The organism is Acinetobacter sp. UBA6720 (assembly GCF_002454215.1).
Taxonomy (GTDB): Bacteria; Pseudomonadota; Gammaproteobacteria; order Pseudomonadales; family Moraxellaceae; genus Acinetobacter.
This window is the reverse complement of the sequence record NZ_DKIK01000084.1, coordinates 1-19,149: the sequence shown is the minus strand read 5'-3', so window position 1 is coordinate 19,149 and position 19,149 is coordinate 1. Positions and strand designations below refer to the sequence as shown.

Annotated in this window: 21 protein-coding genes; 13 read left to right on the top strand and 8 right to left on the bottom strand. The window is 38.6% G+C overall.

Annotated elements, in window-relative coordinates:
• Window positions 1–52: 52 nt before the first annotated feature.
• The 6 genes from B4F08_RS07435 to B4F08_RS07410 form a co-directional block, all read right to left on the bottom strand.
• Window positions 53–562: a hypothetical protein gene (locus B4F08_RS07435; protein ID WP_291373991.1), complete on the bottom strand. Its 510-nt coding sequence runs from the start codon at window positions 560–562 to the stop codon at window positions 53–55.
• Between the two features lie 79 nt (window positions 563–641).
• Window positions 642–947, bottom strand: coding sequence for a hypothetical protein (locus B4F08_RS07430; RefSeq protein ID WP_291373990.1), 306 nt, complete (start codon window positions 945–947; stop codon window positions 642–644).
• Between the two features lie 11 nt (window positions 948–958).
• A complete protein-coding gene (locus B4F08_RS07425; protein ID WP_291373989.1) occupies window positions 959–1,378 on the bottom strand; it encodes a hypothetical protein in 420 nt (139 codons plus the stop codon).
• Window positions 1,379–1,434: 56 nt separating this feature from the next.
• Window positions 1,435–1,584 (bottom strand): hypothetical protein, encoded by a 150-nt coding sequence (locus tag B4F08_RS07420; RefSeq protein WP_171264474.1) that lies wholly within the window; start codon window positions 1,582–1,584, stop codon window positions 1,435–1,437.
• Between the two features lie 10 nt (window positions 1,585–1,594).
• Window positions 1,595–1,873: a hypothetical protein gene (locus tag B4F08_RS07415; RefSeq protein ID WP_291373988.1), complete on the bottom strand. Its 279-nt coding sequence runs from the start codon at window positions 1,871–1,873 to the stop codon at window positions 1,595–1,597.
• 68 nt (window positions 1,874–1,941) lie between these two features.
• Entirely contained in the window at window positions 1,942–2,082 is a 141-nt protein-coding gene (locus B4F08_RS07410; RefSeq protein WP_291373987.1) for a hypothetical protein, read from the bottom strand.
• A 546-nt stretch (window positions 2,083–2,628) separates the two neighbouring features.
• On the opposite strand from B4F08_RS07410, the gene B4F08_RS07405 reads away from it, so the two are divergent.
• The 5 genes from B4F08_RS07405 to B4F08_RS07385 all read left to right on the top strand — a co-directional run bounded on the left by B4F08_RS07405 (window position 2,629) and on the right by B4F08_RS07385 (window position 6,502).
• Entirely contained in the window at window positions 2,629–2,844 is a 216-nt protein-coding gene (locus tag B4F08_RS07405; protein WP_291374018.1) for a hypothetical protein, read from the top strand.
• 64 nt (window positions 2,845–2,908) lie between these two features.
• Entirely contained in the window at window positions 2,909–3,955 is a 1,047-nt protein-coding gene (locus B4F08_RS07400) for a DUF932 domain-containing protein (RefSeq protein WP_291373986.1), read from the top strand.
• 143 nt (window positions 3,956–4,098) lie between these two features.
• The gene (locus B4F08_RS07395) at window positions 4,099–5,142 is read left to right on the top strand and encodes a YqaJ viral recombinase family protein (protein WP_291373985.1); all 1,044 of its coding nucleotides are present in this window, start codon (window positions 4,099–4,101) and stop codon (window positions 5,140–5,142) included.
• Between the two features lie 145 nt (window positions 5,143–5,287).
• Window positions 5,288–6,184 carry a hydrolase or metal-binding protein gene (locus B4F08_RS07390; protein WP_291373984.1) on the top strand — a complete coding sequence of 299 codons (897 nt, stop codon included), beginning with the start codon at window positions 5,288–5,290 and terminating at the stop codon, window positions 6,182–6,184.
• 90 nt (window positions 6,185–6,274) lie between these two features.
• Complete coding sequence (locus B4F08_RS07385) at window positions 6,275–6,502, top strand: AlpA family phage regulatory protein (protein WP_291373983.1); 228 nt, start codon at window positions 6,275–6,277, stop codon at window positions 6,500–6,502.
• A gap of 1,608 nt (window positions 6,503–8,110) precedes the next feature.
• Here B4F08_RS07385 and B4F08_RS07380 read toward each other — a convergent pair.
• A complete protein-coding gene (locus tag B4F08_RS07380) occupies window positions 8,111–9,499 on the bottom strand; it encodes a heavy metal sensor histidine kinase (protein ID WP_291373982.1) in 1,389 nt (462 codons plus the stop codon).
• Complete coding sequence (locus B4F08_RS07375; protein WP_291373981.1) at window positions 9,489–10,172, bottom strand: heavy metal response regulator transcription factor; 684 nt, start codon at window positions 10,170–10,172, stop codon at window positions 9,489–9,491. The genes B4F08_RS07380 and B4F08_RS07375 overlap by 11 nt, the downstream gene beginning before the upstream one ends.
• Before the next feature lie 146 nt (window positions 10,173–10,318).
• Between B4F08_RS07375 and B4F08_RS07370 the strand changes: the two genes are divergently transcribed.
• The 8 genes from B4F08_RS07370 to B4F08_RS07335 all read left to right on the top strand — a co-directional run.
• On the top strand, window positions 10,319–10,591 hold the full coding sequence (locus B4F08_RS07370) for a hypothetical protein (RefSeq protein ID WP_291373980.1): 273 nt from the start codon (window positions 10,319–10,321) through the stop codon (window positions 10,589–10,591).
• 97 nt (window positions 10,592–10,688) lie between these two features.
• Complete coding sequence (gene hisD / locus B4F08_RS07365) at window positions 10,689–11,981, top strand: histidinol dehydrogenase (protein WP_291373979.1); 1,293 nt, start codon at window positions 10,689–10,691, stop codon at window positions 11,979–11,981.
• Between the two features lie 93 nt (window positions 11,982–12,074).
• Window positions 12,075–12,524 (top strand): hypothetical protein, encoded by a 450-nt coding sequence (locus B4F08_RS07360; protein WP_291373978.1) that lies wholly within the window; start codon window positions 12,075–12,077, stop codon window positions 12,522–12,524.
• A 45-nt stretch (window positions 12,525–12,569) separates the two neighbouring features.
• Window positions 12,570–13,769, top strand: a complete 1,200-nt coding sequence (locus B4F08_RS07355; RefSeq protein WP_291373977.1) for a TolC family protein — start codon at window positions 12,570–12,572, stop codon at window positions 13,767–13,769.
• A 10-nt stretch (window positions 13,770–13,779) separates the two neighbouring features.
• Window positions 13,780–15,255, top strand: a complete 1,476-nt coding sequence (locus B4F08_RS07350; RefSeq protein WP_291373976.1) for an efflux RND transporter periplasmic adaptor subunit — start codon at window positions 13,780–13,782, stop codon at window positions 15,253–15,255.
• A 12-nt stretch (window positions 15,256–15,267) separates the two neighbouring features.
• Window positions 15,268–18,399 carry an efflux RND transporter permease subunit gene (locus B4F08_RS07345; protein WP_291373975.1) on the top strand — a complete coding sequence of 1,044 codons (3,132 nt, stop codon included), beginning with the start codon at window positions 15,268–15,270 and terminating at the stop codon, window positions 18,397–18,399.
• Window positions 18,400–18,410: 11 nt separating this feature from the next.
• On the top strand, window positions 18,411–18,782 hold the full coding sequence (locus tag B4F08_RS07340) for a hypothetical protein (protein ID WP_291373974.1): 372 nt from the start codon (window positions 18,411–18,413) through the stop codon (window positions 18,780–18,782).
• A 5-nt stretch (window positions 18,783–18,787) separates the two neighbouring features.
• On the top strand, window positions 18,788–19,149 hold a 362-nt coding region (locus B4F08_RS07335; protein WP_291373973.1), incomplete at its 3' end, for a HupE/UreJ family protein.

The following is a 19,149-nucleotide window of genomic DNA, read 5'->3' as shown; positions in this document are numbered from 1 at the left end:
AACAAATAAAGTGCTCAACTTATGCAGAGCTCCCAAAGGCTCTGCATAACTTTTAGTTAAAATTATAAGTGTAAGTGCCTGAATTGGTATTCACGCTCACTTCCCGAATATGTGCTGCATTACAACGCGGATAGGCCAGAGCAACTGAACCATAGCGCATGTTGTGATGATCGTACAAACTAATCACTCGACAATTGCCTCGATTGACCACGACACTTTTAATGGTCGTTGGGTGATCATTGAGTGAGAGAATGTCAATCTTATCAATATAGCCGGTCATGGTTGATTCAGTCATTTCTCGATAGGCTTTGAGTTCAAACTCTTCCTTAGGCTGAGGCGCTGCTTCGACTAAGTCCTCATCCACGGGTTCAGTTTCTTCAGGCATCCAGTGCTCTACGCTTGCCGGATCTATTTCACTGATAGGAGTGTTGAGGACTGCTTCTAATTCAGGATCGGAGGCAGCAGTAGAGTTGTTTTCTGAGCTCGGTTCAGCAGGTTTATCCTGACAAGCGCATAATGTGAATATGAGGCTTGCCAATAGACATGTTTTAAAAAGATGCATAGGACTGTCCAGTATTCAAAAGTGAAGCTTCAAGCCTCAGACCTTTAAAAAGGATGTTTGGTCCGAGGCTAAGCTAGGGTTATTTACATGCACCTTTCTTTACGGCATTGACCATTTGAGGCGAATTTGAATAAGCATCGAGTTCTAAACAAATTTTCTGTTTTGATTTCGCTGATTGCTGAATCAAAGCTTCACCTTTGATCGGGCTTTCACCACCAGCGTTGTACACCATGTAGCGTTTGCCTGATTGAGCTTTAAAGGTAAAGGCATCGCCTGATTCCCCAAAACCTTCAATCTTCTGAACGACGACGGTGACTTGGGTTGTTTTCGCTAACGTAAGTGGTGCGAAAGCTACAAGGCTAAGTGTCAGAATGATTTTTTTCATGTCGTGTCCTCTTATTTTTTATTTTCTAGATAAAGTAAAACCGCTAAGCCTTGCGCAAAGATGCGTTCGTCCGCTGCTGAGTTGCTCCCACCACTGTAAAACACTGCATCACCCGCCTCGGATAAGTCTATAGAACGGTTGCTTTTCAGCGTAAAACCTTTCCAAAGTCCATAACCATCGCCTGATTTGGCATAAGGTTTTAGCTTGATCCCACTGATTTTGAAATTATCAGGTATAGATTGCCATTGTTTAGAAAGGGCATAAAAGGCGTTGCAGTTCTGATTACCTTTACAGCGCTGAACTTTTGGAGCGCTTTGTGGGTGGTTATATATTTGCGTCATGCTTTTTACGTTGGCATGACTTAGGCTTGTGGTGAATAAGCAGACCGATATGGCACTGCTGTGTAAAACTGTTTTTATCAAAGTGTTCATATTAAAAAATCCCCAGATTGTTTTAAAAATAGTGGGTGGTGGATGACAACTTAAACTCAGTTGAACATCGAGATCGGCCAAACTACAGCCTTGCCTAAGTTGTAGGCATAGCTTTGATGGGCGGTGTCACTGCATCCTTTTAAGTAGAAAGAAAACAGCAGGGCAATCGCGATATAGCCCCCAATTACATAATGTTTAATTTGCATATGCTTTCCTTTAGCGAGATTGGCAGTACTGTGCAGCAAGCGCCATGTTTTCAATGAAGTCCTGTGGAAGATCAAAATTGCTAAGGTTTTGTTCACCAAGCTTTTGCATGACCGCAGGCGAGTATTGGCCTTCGAGTTGGTCATAGACACAGGAACAGGTTGAGCGATCTGTACCACCTGATTGGCAGCCAGCATTGAACTCACGTTTAGATTTGCTTTCACAACCTGCCAAGGAAACAGCAAGCAGCATGGCACTGCCCAGAATAGGCATTGCAGATAAAATAGACATGATGATTCTCGTCTGAGTAGAGGATGATCAGTGCCTGATTCGCAACAAAAATTGGAGTGATGTGATTTTTAGCGACGCGGTGGATTGTCCCAACCTGCGAATGAAACCAGTAGCCAAAAGATCATCATGATCAAGACAAAGCCAATCACAGCAGGGCCTAGCCAGATCAATACCCCAAGGATAAGAATCAGACGTGCAAGTATCTTCATTGCTTAAGCAAAGAAGGATGATCCTTTAGCTCAAAGAGAGATGGTGTAATAGGGATATGGTTTTTGATAAGAAAATTGAAAACAGTCATGATTGACTCCTTAGGTATTTAAGAAGTTCTACCGAATCACTGTCAATTGATTATGGTGGCAGAACGAAAAGGGGTTGACAGACTGAACCTAAGAATCAGCACACCCGAAGGTGTCCCCCTCCCGTTCTACCGCAGAGGGAGCACGAGGGCATACACCAAAAGAAAGGATCTTTTAGTGCACTTAGGAAACGGTCTGTCAAAACCGACTGGCAATGTAGGCCAGCACGCTCATCATAATGCGAAGTAGGGATGGGGTCAATTTGATTTCAGTTTGGCATAAGCTCAAAACTCTAAAAATTAATCAGCGATCAGATTGCAAATAATTTCAGATACATAACACCTGAATGAAGCAGAAACAGGGCATCCGTTTAATCAAGCGGATGCTCTGTATATGCACCTATATCTTTTCAGGAGTTTAGTTATGCCGTTTCGAGATTTTGATCAAGACGAAGATTTGATGTTCACACGACCTGAGGCGGTAAAGCCCATGATTCAGAACTTGGGTTTAAGCAACTCTCCAACGACTTTAGCGGTATTGGGCATGTCACTGGCTAAGTCATTGGGCTACTCACCGTTTATTGGTGGGGTCGCAGGCGCGATGCTCGGCGGTGTGATTCTGGTGATTGCTGATCAAACCCGTGCACCTGTCCGACCACCTTTTAGTAAGTCCTAAAGATAGCTTTTACAACACTTTATCTATCAAAAACATATTCATGATTTAAATGAGGACATCTTTTATGGCACATCAAATTGAACACATGGCTTATGTCGGGGAAACCCCTTGGCATGGCTTAGGCAATCCACTTACCCAAAATCAACCAATTGAAGTCTGGGCACAGCAGGCAGGCATGGACTGGCGGATTGAATCCTCTAATGTCAGTTATATGGCTAAAAATGATCGTGGGCAAAGCATCATCATGCCTTTTGAAGAACAACGTGTGTTATATCGTTCCGACACATATGCACCATTGTCTGTGGTCAGTCAGCGTTATCAGGAAGTACAACCGAAACAGATTTTAGAATTCTATCGTGATCTGACCGAGCAATCAGGCTTTGAACTGGAAACCGCAGGCGTACTGAAAGGCGGGAAGAAATTCTGGGCATTAGCCAAAACAGGACAGACCTCAGCTTTAAAAGGCAAAGATGTCAGCAATGGCTACATTCTCTTAGCTACGGCTTGTGATGGAACGCTTGCAACCACGGCGCAATTCACCAGTATTCGTGTGGTGTGTAACAACACCTTAGCGATTGCTTTGAAAGGTCAAAACTCTAGTGCAGGTGTAGTCAAAGTTCCGCATAGTACCAAGTTCGATGCGCAGAAGATTAAGCAGCAACTCGGTATTTCAGTGCGTACATGGGAGGATCACATGTATGAAATGAAACAACTCAGTCAACGGAAAGTTACCCAGACTGAAGCAGCAGCTTACTTTGATGCGGTGTTTAACAACACTAGCCTAAGCAATACGGAGCAGGACGAAGGCATTATTCAGTTCTACCGTAATGTCGCCAGCCAAGCCAACCACACAAATAGAGCTGAAAACAAGACCGAACCGAATGGACGAGCCATGTCTAAAGTCATGACCATGTTTAATGGGCATGGTCGTGGGGCAGAACTGAGTTCAGCCAAAGACACGGCTTATGGCTTGCTGTGCTCAATCACCGAGTTCGCCGATCACGAACGTCGTGCCATGAGTCAGGACCACCGTTTGGATTCTGCATGGTTCGGTGCAGGTGCAGGCCTCAAACAACGAGGACTCGAACAAGCACTGCGTTTAGTTGTTTAAGCTTCAATTCAGATTCAGGTTTTAAGATCAGGACATGAGATCAAGATAATCCTGTCGGTCTTATTCAATTTGAACACCTCTTTGCCACATCACCAGATGTGGCTTTTTTTATGCCCAAAATTTAACAATGACAGGAAATCGTTATGAACTCAGCACTAATTCAACCAAACAACATAACCCCGAATATTCATGCCGACCGTCCAAAATTGTTTACCGCAAAACGCTTCGTAGAAACTAAAAACATGACTCAAGCCGAATGGCTCGAAGTAAGACGAAAGGGCATTGGTAGCAGTGATTGTGCCGCAGCCTGCGGACTCAATCCTTATATGTCGATGCTTGAACTGTGGATGATCAAAACAGGACGTATTCAACAAAACATTGAAGATGAAAGCGAAGGACATGCACCTTTGTATTGGGGCAAGCAGTTAGAGCCACTCGTTGCTGAATACTACAGCATTCGCACCCAGCATAAAGTCCGTCGGGTCAATGCAGTCCTGCAACATCCTGATCCAGATAAACACTTTATGTTAGCCAACTTGGATTACTCCGTGGTGGGTAGCGATGAGGTACAAATCCTAGAATGCAAAACCGCGGGGGAATATGGCGCTAAGCTCTGGCGAGAGGGTGTACCACTCTATGTACTGTGCCAAGTGCAACATCAATTGGCAGTGACAGGCAAACAAGCAGCGCACATTTGTGTGCTGATCTGTGGGCATGAAACGCGCATCTTTAAAGTCACGCGTTCAGAGTCGGTGATTCAGCATATCGTCAATGCCGAACGTTACTTCTGGGACTGTGTAGAAAAGGATACACCACCTGAAGCCGATGCCAGTGAATCTGCAGCCAAAGCTTTACAACTGTTGTATCCAGAACATATCCCCCTGAGCACAACCGATCTTTCTGAAAATGAAGATGCCAATCAACAGTTTGAACAACTGATCCGAGTGCGTAATCAAGTTGAGAAGTATCAACAGCAATTCGATCTACTCAAACACCAATTGCAAGGCCAGATGCAAGAGGCTGAACGAGCGACCTTTAAAGCGGGTTCTGTGACGTGGAAGAAGTCGAAAGACTCGATCAGTTTAGACACGAAGGCTTTGCTGAAGTCACACCCTGAATATCTCAGTCAGTACCCACAAAACAAGCAGGGTACACGGCGTTTCAACATCTACTGCAATGATGATTAAAAACAGATTTAGCCTAAGTGTAATTTACAAGTCGAACTCCCAACCACCAATAAAAAATCCCATGTCTAAGCGTATGGGATTTTTTATAGCAGTTTTCAATTTTAACCAAGCATAGCAATTCATTTAAACAGAAGAGGAAAATACCATGATTAAAGGTTTAGCAATCACCCCGCCAATACTCGGACGAATCAGCATTGGTAAAGTGGTGGAGAAGAATGGTAAACGTGTCCCTGAAAAGGATGACCAATTTACCTTAACCTCGCAAATCCAAAACAAAGAGGGTTGGATAAAACATCCCTTAGATGAACAGCTCCGTGCCAAAGCACCTAATCAAAAACTCCGCTCAATACCAGTACGCATGATCTTTAATGATCCAGAACTGAACTTACGTGCAGAGTACAGCCTTTTCGACCGTCAGACAGGCCGACCAGTGTGTATCGGCAACGGTGAGACTTGCCAACGACTGACCAATCAAGGCGTTGAGCATCACCCCTGTCCATCTCCTGATCTATGCTCTTTGGCACAAGGTGGACTGTGTAAACCGTATGGCAGACTGTATGTGAATCTCGATGAGTCGGATGAGTTTGGGACTTTTGTTTTTAGAACCACAGGGTTTAATAGTATTCGGACTTTAGCAGCACGACTCAGTTATTACCATGCTGCATCGAATGGATTGCTGTCCTGTTTGCCTTTGCAACTGACCTTAAGAGGCAAGTCCACGACACAAAGTTATCGTACTCCTGTGTATTACGTGGATTTAACCCTACGTGAAGGTATTCATTTACAAGATGCGATTCAAACAGCTAAGGAGATTGATCAGAAAAGTAAGCTGTGTGGTTTTAATCAGGCAGCTTTGGATCAAACCGCCTTGCAGGGTTTTGCCAATGCGCAATTTGAAGTGGATGGGGAGGATGGGGAGGCACTTGTTGAGGAGTTTTATACGCAAGATTTAAAGCAACAAGACCAGAAACAAATGCATGATTTAACGCAAGTACGAGATGTTCAGAAAGGTTTACAACAGTCTGTCAGTGTAGTGAATTGATACTTCAGCAAAACGCCAAAGTTAATTTTTACGAATCGCTCAATCATTTGAGCGAATTGCCGCTCGCATTAAAGATCAGGAGTAAACATCATGAATGCGATCACAGGCCAAACTTTTGTAATGAATCAAATTATTAATTTGAAAGAAGTCATTCTATTCACGGGACTAAGCCGCGCAACGATTTATAATATTATGGATGAGCGTCACAAACAGTATGACCCAACATTTCCTAAACAAGCTAAGTTTACCGTTGGTCGTGTCGGTTGGTCTGCTTTTGAAATCAACCAATGGATTGAGTCTAAGCTGGCTGAGCGTTAAGTATGTGGGAGCGTAGGCTCCCTTTTTTTTATTCAAAACGTCTAAGTCAGGCTGTGCCTTGAGAGTGTTTAGATAGAATTCCAGATATTCCAGCCGTATTAGATTTTGCAGTCAATGAGGGAAGCAATTGAATTACTGCCCAAGTACTTCGGGTCAATGATGGGATTATTTAATCTATGAGACAGTGACTACTGATTGGAGGCTGATGGTTTCTTCAATAAAAATTGATTGCTGTACTAGAATTTTATTAATAAGGTAGTTCTATGCGGGGATTTCAAGTATATACGGAAACTTCAAAAATATGCTTTCCTTTTAATAATGATTTAATTAGACCGAGAGTCTCTTACATCCTTGCAGGTCTAATAATCTACTTCTGTTGTCAGTTATTGCTCCTTACCTTGGTTGAACAGCATACCAAAAAAAGAATAGATCAGAATTAATACAATACAACTTGTGATACACAATACAAATAAAACAAAGATAGAACTAAGATTGGATGGTTTGTCATGAATACATTCGTTTGAAGGCATAACTAGGCTGCTTCCACAATTCTGACATACACCAAGACCTGTCCTACGCCATATTTCATAAAAAAATGCTGGAAATATAAAAAGAAAAATTAAAACAATAGTAACCAAGAAATGTCCTCTTGGTTTAGACCAGCCTATATGACGGCAAGTTTTACAATTAATACAGTGAGTCATTTTATTCTCAATAACGCTTCCAAGTAATCATAGATACAAGACCTGCCTCAAATTGTAACAACAACATTTTATAGTTATTTCCAAATATTAGGTTTAGTTGTATCGATTAAAAATGACAAATTTGTCATTTTCTAGTCAGGATCTTGTTTACGTCATCAGATCATAATGGTGTTTTCATTTATGGTGAGCACTTCTATATGATCAAATTATTTCAGATATTTTTTATCAGCCTTGGTATGATATTTTCAAGCCTTAGTTTCGCGGATGGAGGCTTAAGATTTTTAGAGAAGAATAAGAGAGCAGTACAGGAAGTTAATGAAAAGAACCCTAAGCAATGTGAATGTAAATGATTAAAAAAACCTACTTATTGTAGGTTTTTCTTTGTTTGCTCAATGACGCTAAATGATCTCTATAGCATTCAAGATGCATTAAGGAGAAGTAGAAAATATGTATTTTAAGTATTGGTAAATTTTGATAAAGCAAGGCGACAGTTAATTTTTTGAGAACGCTTGCTGAATGAGATTGCTTAAAGCTTATAGAGGATAAAATTCGCATTTTGTAACCCATTAAAATGTTGTAAAAATGTCTCGTAAGAAATGAGTTACAAAACTGAGAGAAAAGAAAAAGTAATGTTAGGGTACAGATGAGTATTATTTGATGCTTGCAACCTGTATGAATGTTGCAGTGTGCTACTAAAATTATCTGGAAGGCTTGTAATTTTGAGCTCTGAAGAGCCAGTTGTACGCTGATGATGAATGTTAGCAATTTGGTACTGCTGTATTTCATTAAGGGTATATAGGTTTTTCATTTTGTATCTGTCTGCTTTGTACTTGGATAATTAGCATTCTAAGTTTCAAAGACAGACATAAACGGGACACGAAAATGACAAATTAGTTCAATTGATTTACTCCACATAAGGGGGGAATTGAATTTCAAAAACAATAAATTGTTGTTTGAGCTGAACAGAAATTAATGCATGGTGCAATTCAAAAATTGAGCGAGTGATGGCTAATCCTAAACCAGTACCATCCTCTGTTCGTTGCCGAGCAAAATCGAGTCTATAAAAACGATCAAAGAAGCGGTTTAATTGATCTTGTGATAAATTTTGCATATCTGAAGACACTTTATTTTTGACTAAAATACGACAGCCTTCCTGATTTTGGTTAAGCTCAATGTGTAATATCGAGTTTGGCTCTCCGTATTTAATAGCATTGGAAATTAAGTTGCTAAAAGCTCTTCTGATCATGGACGAATCAGCTATGACTTTGGCATATCCATAATATTTCAACTGAATATTTTTTTCAGATGCCCAAGCCTCGTAAAATTCATATAAAGCGATAATTTCATTTGATAACTCTATATTTTGTAAATTTTTTAGTTCGATAAGGTGATCTGTTTTTGCTAGAAAAAGCATATCCGATACCATTTTTGCTAAACGTTCATATTCTTCTAAATTAGAAAAAAGAACTTCACGGTATTCTTCGATATTACGTGGTTTGGTTAAGCTGACTTGAGTTTGCATCATGAGGTTATTAATAGGGGTTCGTATCTCATGTGCAAGATCACTTGAAAAGCTGGATAATTTTTCTACAGAAATCTCTAGTCGTAAGAGCATGTCATTAAAAGCAGCTGCCAATGGAATTAATTCACTTGGTGTATTTTTTAACTCTATACGTTTGGATAAGTTATTTGCCGAAATATTTTCGGCAATTATTGCCATTTGTCGAATAGGTTTTAGTCCGTGCCATGTAGCTAACCAACCTAAGCAAAGTAATGCAAGAGTACCGAAAATTCCAATGAGAACTAATTGTTGCTTAAAAAAATGTAAGAATTGAAAATTATCGCTCACCTCCATTGCAACAATAATTTCAACTTCTTGTGGAGAGTTATCAATGATTAAAGGACGCTTAACTATAATTCCTTGATAGGTATTATTATCATTGTTCCAACTCACTAGGGGGGAGGTCTTCGTATCCTCAAAGTTCAATATATCAATTTTATGATGTCGAGTTTGATAGAGTATTTGCTTTGATTGAGTTTGAATTTGAACAATTAGATTGTCATGTCCAATTAATGCTTTATTAAGACTTTCTTGAAATTCATTAGGTTTTTTTAGCAACAAATTTTCAATAAGTTGGAGTTTACCTTCTATTTGGTTTTTATTCTGGGTGGAGAAGTGAGAAATAACGTGCTGATGAATAGTGAGCCCCATGATTATGAGTACTAGAATAGTAAAAATGATGGAAAGAAAACTAATTCGAAAGCTAATCGAATTTAAAATTTTAAGTTTCATCTTCAATCTCTAATACATAACCCATGCCACGAATGTTTTGAATGAGTTTAGGATGAAAGTCTTGATCGATTTTATTCCGTAAACGTCGAATCGCAACCTCAACTACATTGGTATCGCTGTCAAAATTCATATCCCAAACAAGAGAAGCAATAAGTGATTTCGGTAAAACCTCACCTTGACGTCGCATAAATAGTTCTAAAAGGGCAAACTCTTTGGCTGTTAAATCAATTCGTTTTCCAGACCGAATTACCCTACGTTTTATTAAATCTAAATGTAAGTCGGCAATTGCAAAGAAAGTTACTTCTTCTTTTAACATTCCTCTACGAAGTAAAGTTTTAATCCGTGCAAGAAGTTCTGCAAAAGCGAAAGGTTTAATTAGATAATCATCTGCACCTAATTCTAAACCTTTAACACGATCTTCAATTTGATCACGTGCAGTCAAAAAGAGTACAGGCAATGTTCTATGTGTTTTGCGTAATTCTGTTAAAGTTTTCCAACCATCAAGTTTGGGGAGCATGACATCTAAAATGATGAGGTCATAATTTTCTGTCACTGCTTGATGTAAGCCTGATAGGCCATCTTGCACCCAGTCTGTAATGTATCCTGCTTCAGTTAGACCTTTTTGCAGGTAATCCCCCGTTTTCTGTTCATCTTCAACAAGAAGAATTCGCATAATTAGATTTTCCTAAAGCTGAATAGCAAAATCTTACCTTTAATTAGTGTTCAAATTGTATAAATGACAAAATTGTAATTTTTAAGTCAGTAACGTGTTGATCGCCTCTGTATAAAATTTTAGTAAATTTAATTTTGGAGAGGCTAATGTACGCTTTACGATTTTCACTTAAGTATTTAGTTGCCTTTATAGCCAGCATACTTTCAGTATCTTTGTTTGCTATGAATACAGAGAAAGAGCAGGTGCCTAGTAAAGAAATTACACTTTCTTCTCATGTGAATAAGGAGAATAATCAAAAAAAGGAGTCAATACTAAAACGACCTGAAGAGCAATCTGTAAAAACTAGTTCTTTGTTAAGTGAACAGCAGATGGAAGCATATCAACATAAAATAGCTGCAATCGGGGAAAAGTCGAAATAAAAATTTTACATTCGAAAAGAAGGTTTGCTGGTCATAAACGTACACAAAAATTGAAATGAAATTTTGATTTTTAATATCCCTTTAGGTGAGGCTCTAAATGCGAATTTTAAATACACTTGAACCTGAATTTGAAAAGGCTTTGAAACACTTATTAAGTTTTGAGGCAGTTACTGATCGAGAGTTGGTTAAAACGGTTGATCAAATTATTGATGATGTGCGAAAAGATGGTGATGCTTGTTTATTAAAATTGACGCAACAATATGATCAACATCCTGCAATAGAATTTAATCACTTATCTTTAGATCAAGTTATTTTAAAACAAGCATTCGATGGCTTAGAAATTGAAGTTAAATCTGCACTTGAGTTTGCTTCCTCACGCATTTGGAATTTTCATCGAGCTCAAATCCAAGAGGGGTGGTCGTTTAAAGATGAATTTGGAAACATCTTAGGTCAAAAGATTACACCTTTAGATCGAGTAGGTATTTATGTCCCAGGCGGATTAGCATCATATCCATCATCTGTTTTAATGAATGCTATACCTGCTAAAGTTGCTGGTGTAAATGAAATTATTATGACTGTTCCTGCACCTCAGGGAATTTTGAACCCACTTGTACTGGCGGCGGCATATTTAGCTGGAGTTGATCAAGTATTTACGATTGGGGGAGCACAAGCAATTGCTGCTTTAGCGTATGGAACAGAAACAATTCATCGAGTTGACAAAATTACAGGACCCGGAAATAGATTCGTTGCAGCGGCAAAAAAGGCGGTATTTGGTCAAGTAGGAATAGATATGATTGCTGGGCCTTCAGAAATTGCTATTTATGCTGAATCTGGAACAGATCCTGATTGGCTTGCAATGGATTTATTATCACAGGCAGAACACGATCCCATTGCGCAAGCGATTTTCATTACTCCTGAACCAGATCTCGCTCAGACTGTACACGAAGCCTTACATAAACATTTAGCCGAATTGCCTAAACAAAACATTGCTAGATCGTCAATTGAAGCTAGGGGGGCCATTATACTTGTCGAAAATCGCGAAATAGGGATAGACATTATTAATAGAATTGCTCCTGAACATCTCCAGCTTTGTGTTGATCAGATTGTTGCAGAAGAGATGACAGGAAAAATTCGTCATGCAGGTGCTATCTTTATGGGACGGTTTACTGTTGAGGCCTTTGGAGATTATTGTGCTGGTCCAAATCATGTGTTACCAACTTCTGGGACGGCAAGATTTTCTTCACCTTTAGGTGTGTATGATTTTCAAAAAAGATCGAGTTTGATTATGTGCTCGGAGGAAGGGGCTAAACCTTTGGCCCAAATCTCTGATCTTCTTGCACAATGTGAAAGCTTAGAAGCTCACGCACGTTCAGCGAGATATCGGACTTAATAATGTTATGCGGTATTGAAATAAGTTTGTGAAAGATTTACTTTTAAAAAACGATTCAGTATTCTTTGCCAATCATAAGGTGATGTGATCAGTATGCCAGTTAATAAGTTTTCAAAGCTTATTCTTGTATTTATCCTGTTTTTGTTTGCTATAACAACTACGGGTATTTATACATGGGCACCTGTAATTGCAAAAAATTTAGACCACCATCATGAACTTAGTATTCTTGTAGAGACAGAAGATTCTAGCCAATGGTCATTGATTCATCATGAAGATAATCAAAAAGTTGCGCTTGAGGATACTAAAAATCACAAATGGAAAAGCTATGATGAACCGCCTTTTCATCATTCAGTAAAGCCAATACAAGCTAATGATCATGTATCTAGTGATCCAATATTTATGCTTAGTTTTGCTTTACCTTTAATCCTTTTTTTCCTTAGTTTATTTGAAAGACCTATTCGATCTTTTAAATTAAGGAGAAAGGTTTATTATCTCTGTAACTCCTATACATCTACGAAAGAATTAATCGTTCTAAGAAATTGATTTAACTATACAAAAATATTTCTCATTTTTTGTATAGGTATAGTCATGTCTAAAAAATATCAGGTAATTATTACTTGTGGCTTGATAGCATCAGCGACACAATTGTTTGCAGAAACAAATTACGCTCAGCTTCAACAACAAGTTATTTCAAACGATTCACTTTTGAAAAGTTTGCAACAATCTCAGCAAGCATATGATGTAAATCAAAAATTTGCTGGACGCTTAAATAATCCAACTTTTAATGTTGAATTGGACAATCTTGGTAACTCGGATTTAAAAGACCTAGATGGGCCAACAACGATGATTGGCTTATCACAGGATATTCCTTTAAATAATAAGCTTGTATTGCGTAAGCAGTTGGCAGGCTTTCAGGGGAATACCAATCAATTCACTGTTGCTAAAAGACAAGCGGAATTAAAAGCCGATCTGCGTATATGTATGTCTAATTGGTATGTTGCTTCGCAGCGTTCAAAAATTTTTGAAAACGAAAGTAAATTAAGTGCAAGGCAAGCCAATGTTTTAAATGAAAAATTAAAATATGGGCGGGTGATACCATCAGACGTGCAACTTAGTTCTGCTTTGTTTTCTGAGTCTAAATTACGGCATCAAAACGAACTAAAAAAAGTTCAGTTCCAAAAGAATCTATGTTCGAAGTTCATACCTTCTTTGCCAAGTTCTGCCGTCGAAGTGCCATTGAGTTTTAACTTTTCTGACAAGGTTAGTTTGTCTGAACAAGAGGCAACTCTCAAAACGCAGTTAACAAAAACGCAATTTGATTTAGCAAAAAAAGAAGCTGTTCCTGATATCACACTTGGTGTTGGGGTAAGGAATTACCAAGAAACAAATGACAAAGTTTTTTTAGTTTCAACGTCTATTCCACTATCCGTCTTCAATCGTAATAAAGGCAATATTGCTCTTGCTCAGGCTGAACATGCGAACGCGGAATCACGTTATGAATTGATTAGTCGTAATTCTAAAGTTGAGTTAGAAAATAAATCAATCGAAGTATCAAGCTTAATTGATCTAATTAAGCAATATGATCAAACCGTCTTACCTGCAACAAAAGAAAGCTTACGGGTAGCTGAAATGGGGTATCAAGCAGGAAAAATTTCATTATTAGAATTCAATAGCATAAAACAGATTTGGTTGGATAAACATCTTGCTCGTTTTGATTTGTGGTTGGCTTTGCAAAACCAAATTGCAGAGATTGAACGAAATTATGTGACTCATTTAAATCAAGAATAAGGAGAAGAAGATGAATAAACCAACCAATACTGTAATCGCAACTGGGATCATTGCTTTGCTTGTAGTTCTATGCGCAATAGCTTGGTACAAGACAGGTAATAAATCACAGTCTTCGGCACATGGAGTAGCTACAGAAGAAAAAGTAGTTGTTGCAGGTGATGAGAAAGGACCACATGGTGGACGTTTATATCGTGATGGAGATTTTTCCGCAGAGGTAAAGATTTTCGAAGAGGGTGTAGAACCACATTTACGGGTCTATGGTTTTTACAAAGATAAGCCACTTAAGCCAAATGAGATAAAAGCTAATATTTTCATCAAGCGTTTGGATGCTGAACAGACGATTACATTCAAACCAGAAAGTGATTACTTAATCGGGAATGAAATTGTTTATGAGCCACACTCATTTTTAATGGTTATCAATGTTGATTATCAAGGTAAAAAGCACAGTTGGAAATGGGATACCAAAGAAGGTCGGGTGACTATGCTAGATAGCAGTATCAAAAGTAGTGGGCTAGAGCTTTTAAAAGTTGAGCCTATGATGTTTGAAAATGCACTTGAACTTAAAGGAGAGCTTAAATTTCCTGATAATTTTGAAAGCTTTATCACTCCTAAAGCAAGTGGAACTCTTATCAGAACATACCGCACGATTGGGGATAAGGTAAGCCAAGGTGATCTATTGGCAACTGTCCAAAGTCAAGATTTGATTCGCCTTAATGCTGAACGTTCTATTGCAATGGATAACTTGCAGTTTTCACGTAAAAAGATGGAACAAGAGCGTACATTATTTCAAAAACGTGTTTCGCCTGAAATAGATTTTATTAATGCTAAACGTGAATTTGAAGATGCTCAGACTCGTGCTAATGAATTGAACAGTTTAATTAGCTCTTATGGTGGTTCAGGTAATGGGACTATTGAAATTCGGGCTGCGATGTCTGGTACGGTTTTACAAGTTCTAGGAGCTGTCGGATCAAACGTTACACCATCTTCACCGATATTTAAAATTGCTAATACATCTCAATTGCTTGCAGTTGTAAATGTACCAGCTGATAAGCTCAATGCTATTAATTCAAATGCTAAAGTCACTGTTAAACCTCAAGTGCAAACAGGTACAGAAGAAGTATTAGGCAAGATTAAATATATCAGCGATGTTATTGATCCGAAAACGAGAACAGCACAAGTCTTTATTGACGTTGCTAACCAATTTAAGTGGCGTTCGGGACAACTCATTACTGCACAAATTTTTGAAAATCAAAATATGAAAGCGATAGTTGTTCGTGAAGATGCATTACAGAACTTCCGAGATTGGGATGTTGTATTTATTCGTGTTGGGAATGATTTTGAAGCACGCCCTTTAGAGTTAGGTGATAAATACAATGGTTTTGTTGAAGTTAAATCTGGCTTAAAAGAAGGTCAAGTTTATGCAGCAGGTAATTCTTACTTATTAAAAGCAGAGCTAGGTAAATCTGGCGCTACTCATGATCACTAAGGAGTAGCGACTATGTTTGATCAAATTGTTAAGCTTTCGATTAAGAATCGTTGGTTGGTATTGATAGTCTTTTTATTTGTAGGCGCATTTGGAGTTTACAATTATTTTAAACTGCCAATTGATGCCGTTCCTGACATTACTAATGTACAAGTTCAAATCAATAGCGAAGCTCAGGGCTTATCTCCGATGGAGATGGAGTCGCAGGTGACATATCCGATTGAAACAGCTCTTGCAGGTATTCCAAATCTTGAATACACGCGATCTGTTTCAAGATATGGTTTATCTCAGGTTACAGCGATCTTCAAAGAAGGAACGGACATCTATTTTGCCCGTCAAATCGTCAATGAAAAATTACAAGGGGTAACACCAGCTTTACCAAATGGCATATCGACATCTATGGGACCTGTATCTACTGGTCTTGGAGAAATCTTTATGTATACAGTGGAGAATGCTAAAGATAATCCAAATCCACTTTCAGCTACTGATTTAAGAACTCTTCAGGATTGGGTCATTAAACCTCAGCTTCGAAATGTTGAAGGTGTGAATGAAATCAATACCATTGGTGGATATTTAAAACAATTCGTAGTACAGCCTGACTATGCATATTTGCGTAGCATAGGTTTGGATCAACAAGATATTTTAGATGCTATTTCAAAAAATAGTATGAACAAAGGTTCTGGGTACATTGAGAAGAATGGTGAACAATATTTGATTCGTTCGGACTCTCAAATTAATTCTATTGACCAAATCCAAAATATACCGATTACAACAAGTAATGGATACATTTTAAGATTGAAAGATGTTGCCAAAATATCGATTGGTCATGAGTTACGTACAGGTGCAGCGACTAAAGATGGTCAGGAAATTGTACTTGGCACGGCATTTATGCTGATTGGTGAGAACTCTCGAAATGTTGCACTTGCTGTAGATCAAAAACTACAACAAGTCCAGAAATCTTTGCCTGAAGGTGTAGAAGCAAAAGCTGTATACAATCGAACCACTTTGGTTGATGCGACTATCCAGACAGTAAAGAAAAACTTATTGGAAGGTGCAATTCTAGTCATTGTCGTACTTTTTCTTTTTCTAGGACATTTCCGCGCCGCTTTAATTACAGCAATGGTTATTCCATTGTCGATGTTGATGACGATTACAGGCATGGTCAATCAAAAAATCAGTGCCAATTTAATGAGTTTAGGGGCACTAGACTTCGGGATTATTGTCGATGGGGCAGTAGTTATTGTCGAAGCATCCCTTGCTAGGTTGGCGTTGAAACAAAAAGAACTAGGGCGAATCTTGACTCGACAAGAGCGTTTTACAACTGTATTTGAAGCAACTAAAGAATCACGTAAGGCTATTCTTTATGGTCAACTGATTATTATTCTGGTGTATCTGCCTGTTATGACACTTACAGGTGTTGAAGGAAAAATGTTCACGCCAATGGCTGCAACCGTAGTCATGGCATTAGTTGCTGCCATGATTCTATCAATTACTTTTGTTCCTGCGATGGTGGCATTGGTCACAACGGGGAAAGTAAAAGATGAGGAGTCTAAGATTGTTCATGTTATTAAGAAATTTTATAGCCCAGTTTTAGATTGGTCCTTAAGTAACAGGTACAAATTAATTGCATTTGTCGCTGTTTTTTTTGTATTTAGTGCAAGCCTTTCAACCCGCCTTGGCTCTGAGTTTATCCCATCTTTAGATGAAGGTGATGTGGCTTTACATGCGCTTCGAATTCCGGGTACGTCTTTGACTCAAGCCATTGAAATGCAATATACGCTTGAAAAAGAAATCAAAAAAATCCCTGAAGTTAAAACCATTTTTGCCAAAGTTGGAACAGCTGAGATTGCAACAGACCCCGTTCCGCCAAATGTGGCAGATAACTTCGTCATGTTAAAACCTCGTAGTGAATGGCCAAATCCAGATAAAGAGAAATCTGCTGTCGTTGCTGAAATTGAACGTGTGTCAAAAGGAGTTTATGGAAACAACTATGAATTTACTCAACCTATTCAGATGCGATTTAACGAGCTGATTTCTGGTGTGCGTACCGATGTTGCTGTCAAGATTTATGGTGATGACTTGGATCAGTTGCTTGAGTCTGCGAATGCTGCTGCCAAGATTCTTGAAGGGGTTAATGGTACAGCCGATTTAAAAGTAGAGCAGATGTCAGGTCTACCTATGGTTTCTGTAGAACTTAAAAGGGACATGATTGCAAACTATGGATTGGATGCCGAAGATGTTCAACAACAAGTCTCTAGTCTAATTACAGGTCAAACAGCAGGGAAGGTTTTTGAAGGCGATCGTAAGTTCGATATTGTAGTTCGAATGGATCAAAATTCAGTTACAGATTTAGAAAAGCTATATCAAGTACCTGTAAATTTACCTGATGGTTCGAGTGTACTTCTGTCTGAATTAATAGAATTGAAGAATGCCCAGGGACCAAACCAAATCTCCCGTGAAAATGGTAAGCGTCGTATCGTAATTACTGCAAACGTACGCGGTACAGATATAGGTAGTTATATTGCTGAAGCTCAATCCAAGCTTAATGCTGATTTCCAATTACCTGAAGGATATTGGCTGACATGGGGCGGTACATTTGAGCAAATGGAATCTGCTTCTAATCGTTTGATGGTTGTTGTACCGATTGCATTAATCTTGATTTTTGCAATGATTTACATGGCCTTAGGGAATGTTCGAAATAGTGTTCTGGTATTTACTGGTGTGCCATTTGCTTTAACTGGCGGCGTAATTGCCTTGGCATTGCGTGATATTCCATTCTCAATATCTGCAGCTGTAGGCTTTATCGCCCTCTCGGGTGTGGCTGTGTTGAATGGATTAGTTCTTGTTTCAGCCATTCAAAGACTTAGAGTGCAAGGCGAAAGTGTCATTGATGCAGTGAGACATGGTGCAATGGAAAGACTACGTCCCGTGTTGATTACAGCTTTAGTTGCTTCATTAGGCTTTATTCCAATGGCTTTAAATGTGGGTATTGGTTCCGAAGTCCAACGTCCAATTGCAACTGTTGTAATTGGTGGAATCATTTCATCTACCTTATTGACGTTAATCATCTTACCTACACTTTATGTTTGGTTTAACCAAGGGCGAAGAAAGAAGGTAGATGATTTTGCCGAACAGCATGAAGCGTAGGTGATCTTTAAATGGTAGGCGTAGTCAGAGATCAGAATCTTAAGTTGTTGATGATGTGGCTGGTTTGCATTGTCAGTCTCTCTCTATGTCTACACTTTAACACCCATGTAGTTGAAGCAAATTATCAAGAACATACTGCTTATGAAACTGAGCTTGTACATTTCCATGATGTACAGCAAAAGAAAAACCATGTCCATCATGATAATTTTCATGAGCATTTTAAAGAGTATCAATCTAACTATGAAATAGGATTGTTATTCATCATCTTAAATATATTGATCATAGACTGGCAAAAAGCTTATCTGTATCTAATGATCAGTCGTATTTTCAAACCTCCAAAGAGTGCTATTAATTTTAAATTTTTAATTAACTTTGGAGTTTGATTTACATGCAATTTATTGATTCACATTGGGTGAAACTAAAAGCATATTTAAAGTTGTTTATCACTTTAAGTACTGTTTTGATGAGTCCTGCACTTTTTGCTCATGGTGTTGCAGAAGGTGATAAGGGATATATACAAGAAATTTATGGTGTTCACATTATTCCCTTTATTTATTTAGGGGCAAAACACATGGTCACTGGGTATGACCATTTACTATTTCTTGTTGGGATTATTTTCTTTTTGTATCGAATGAAAGATATCGGCTTATACGTCAGTCTTTTCGCGATAGGCCATTCAATAACAATGTTGATTGGCGTGTATTACAACATATCCATGAATGCATACATTATTGATGCAATTATTGGATT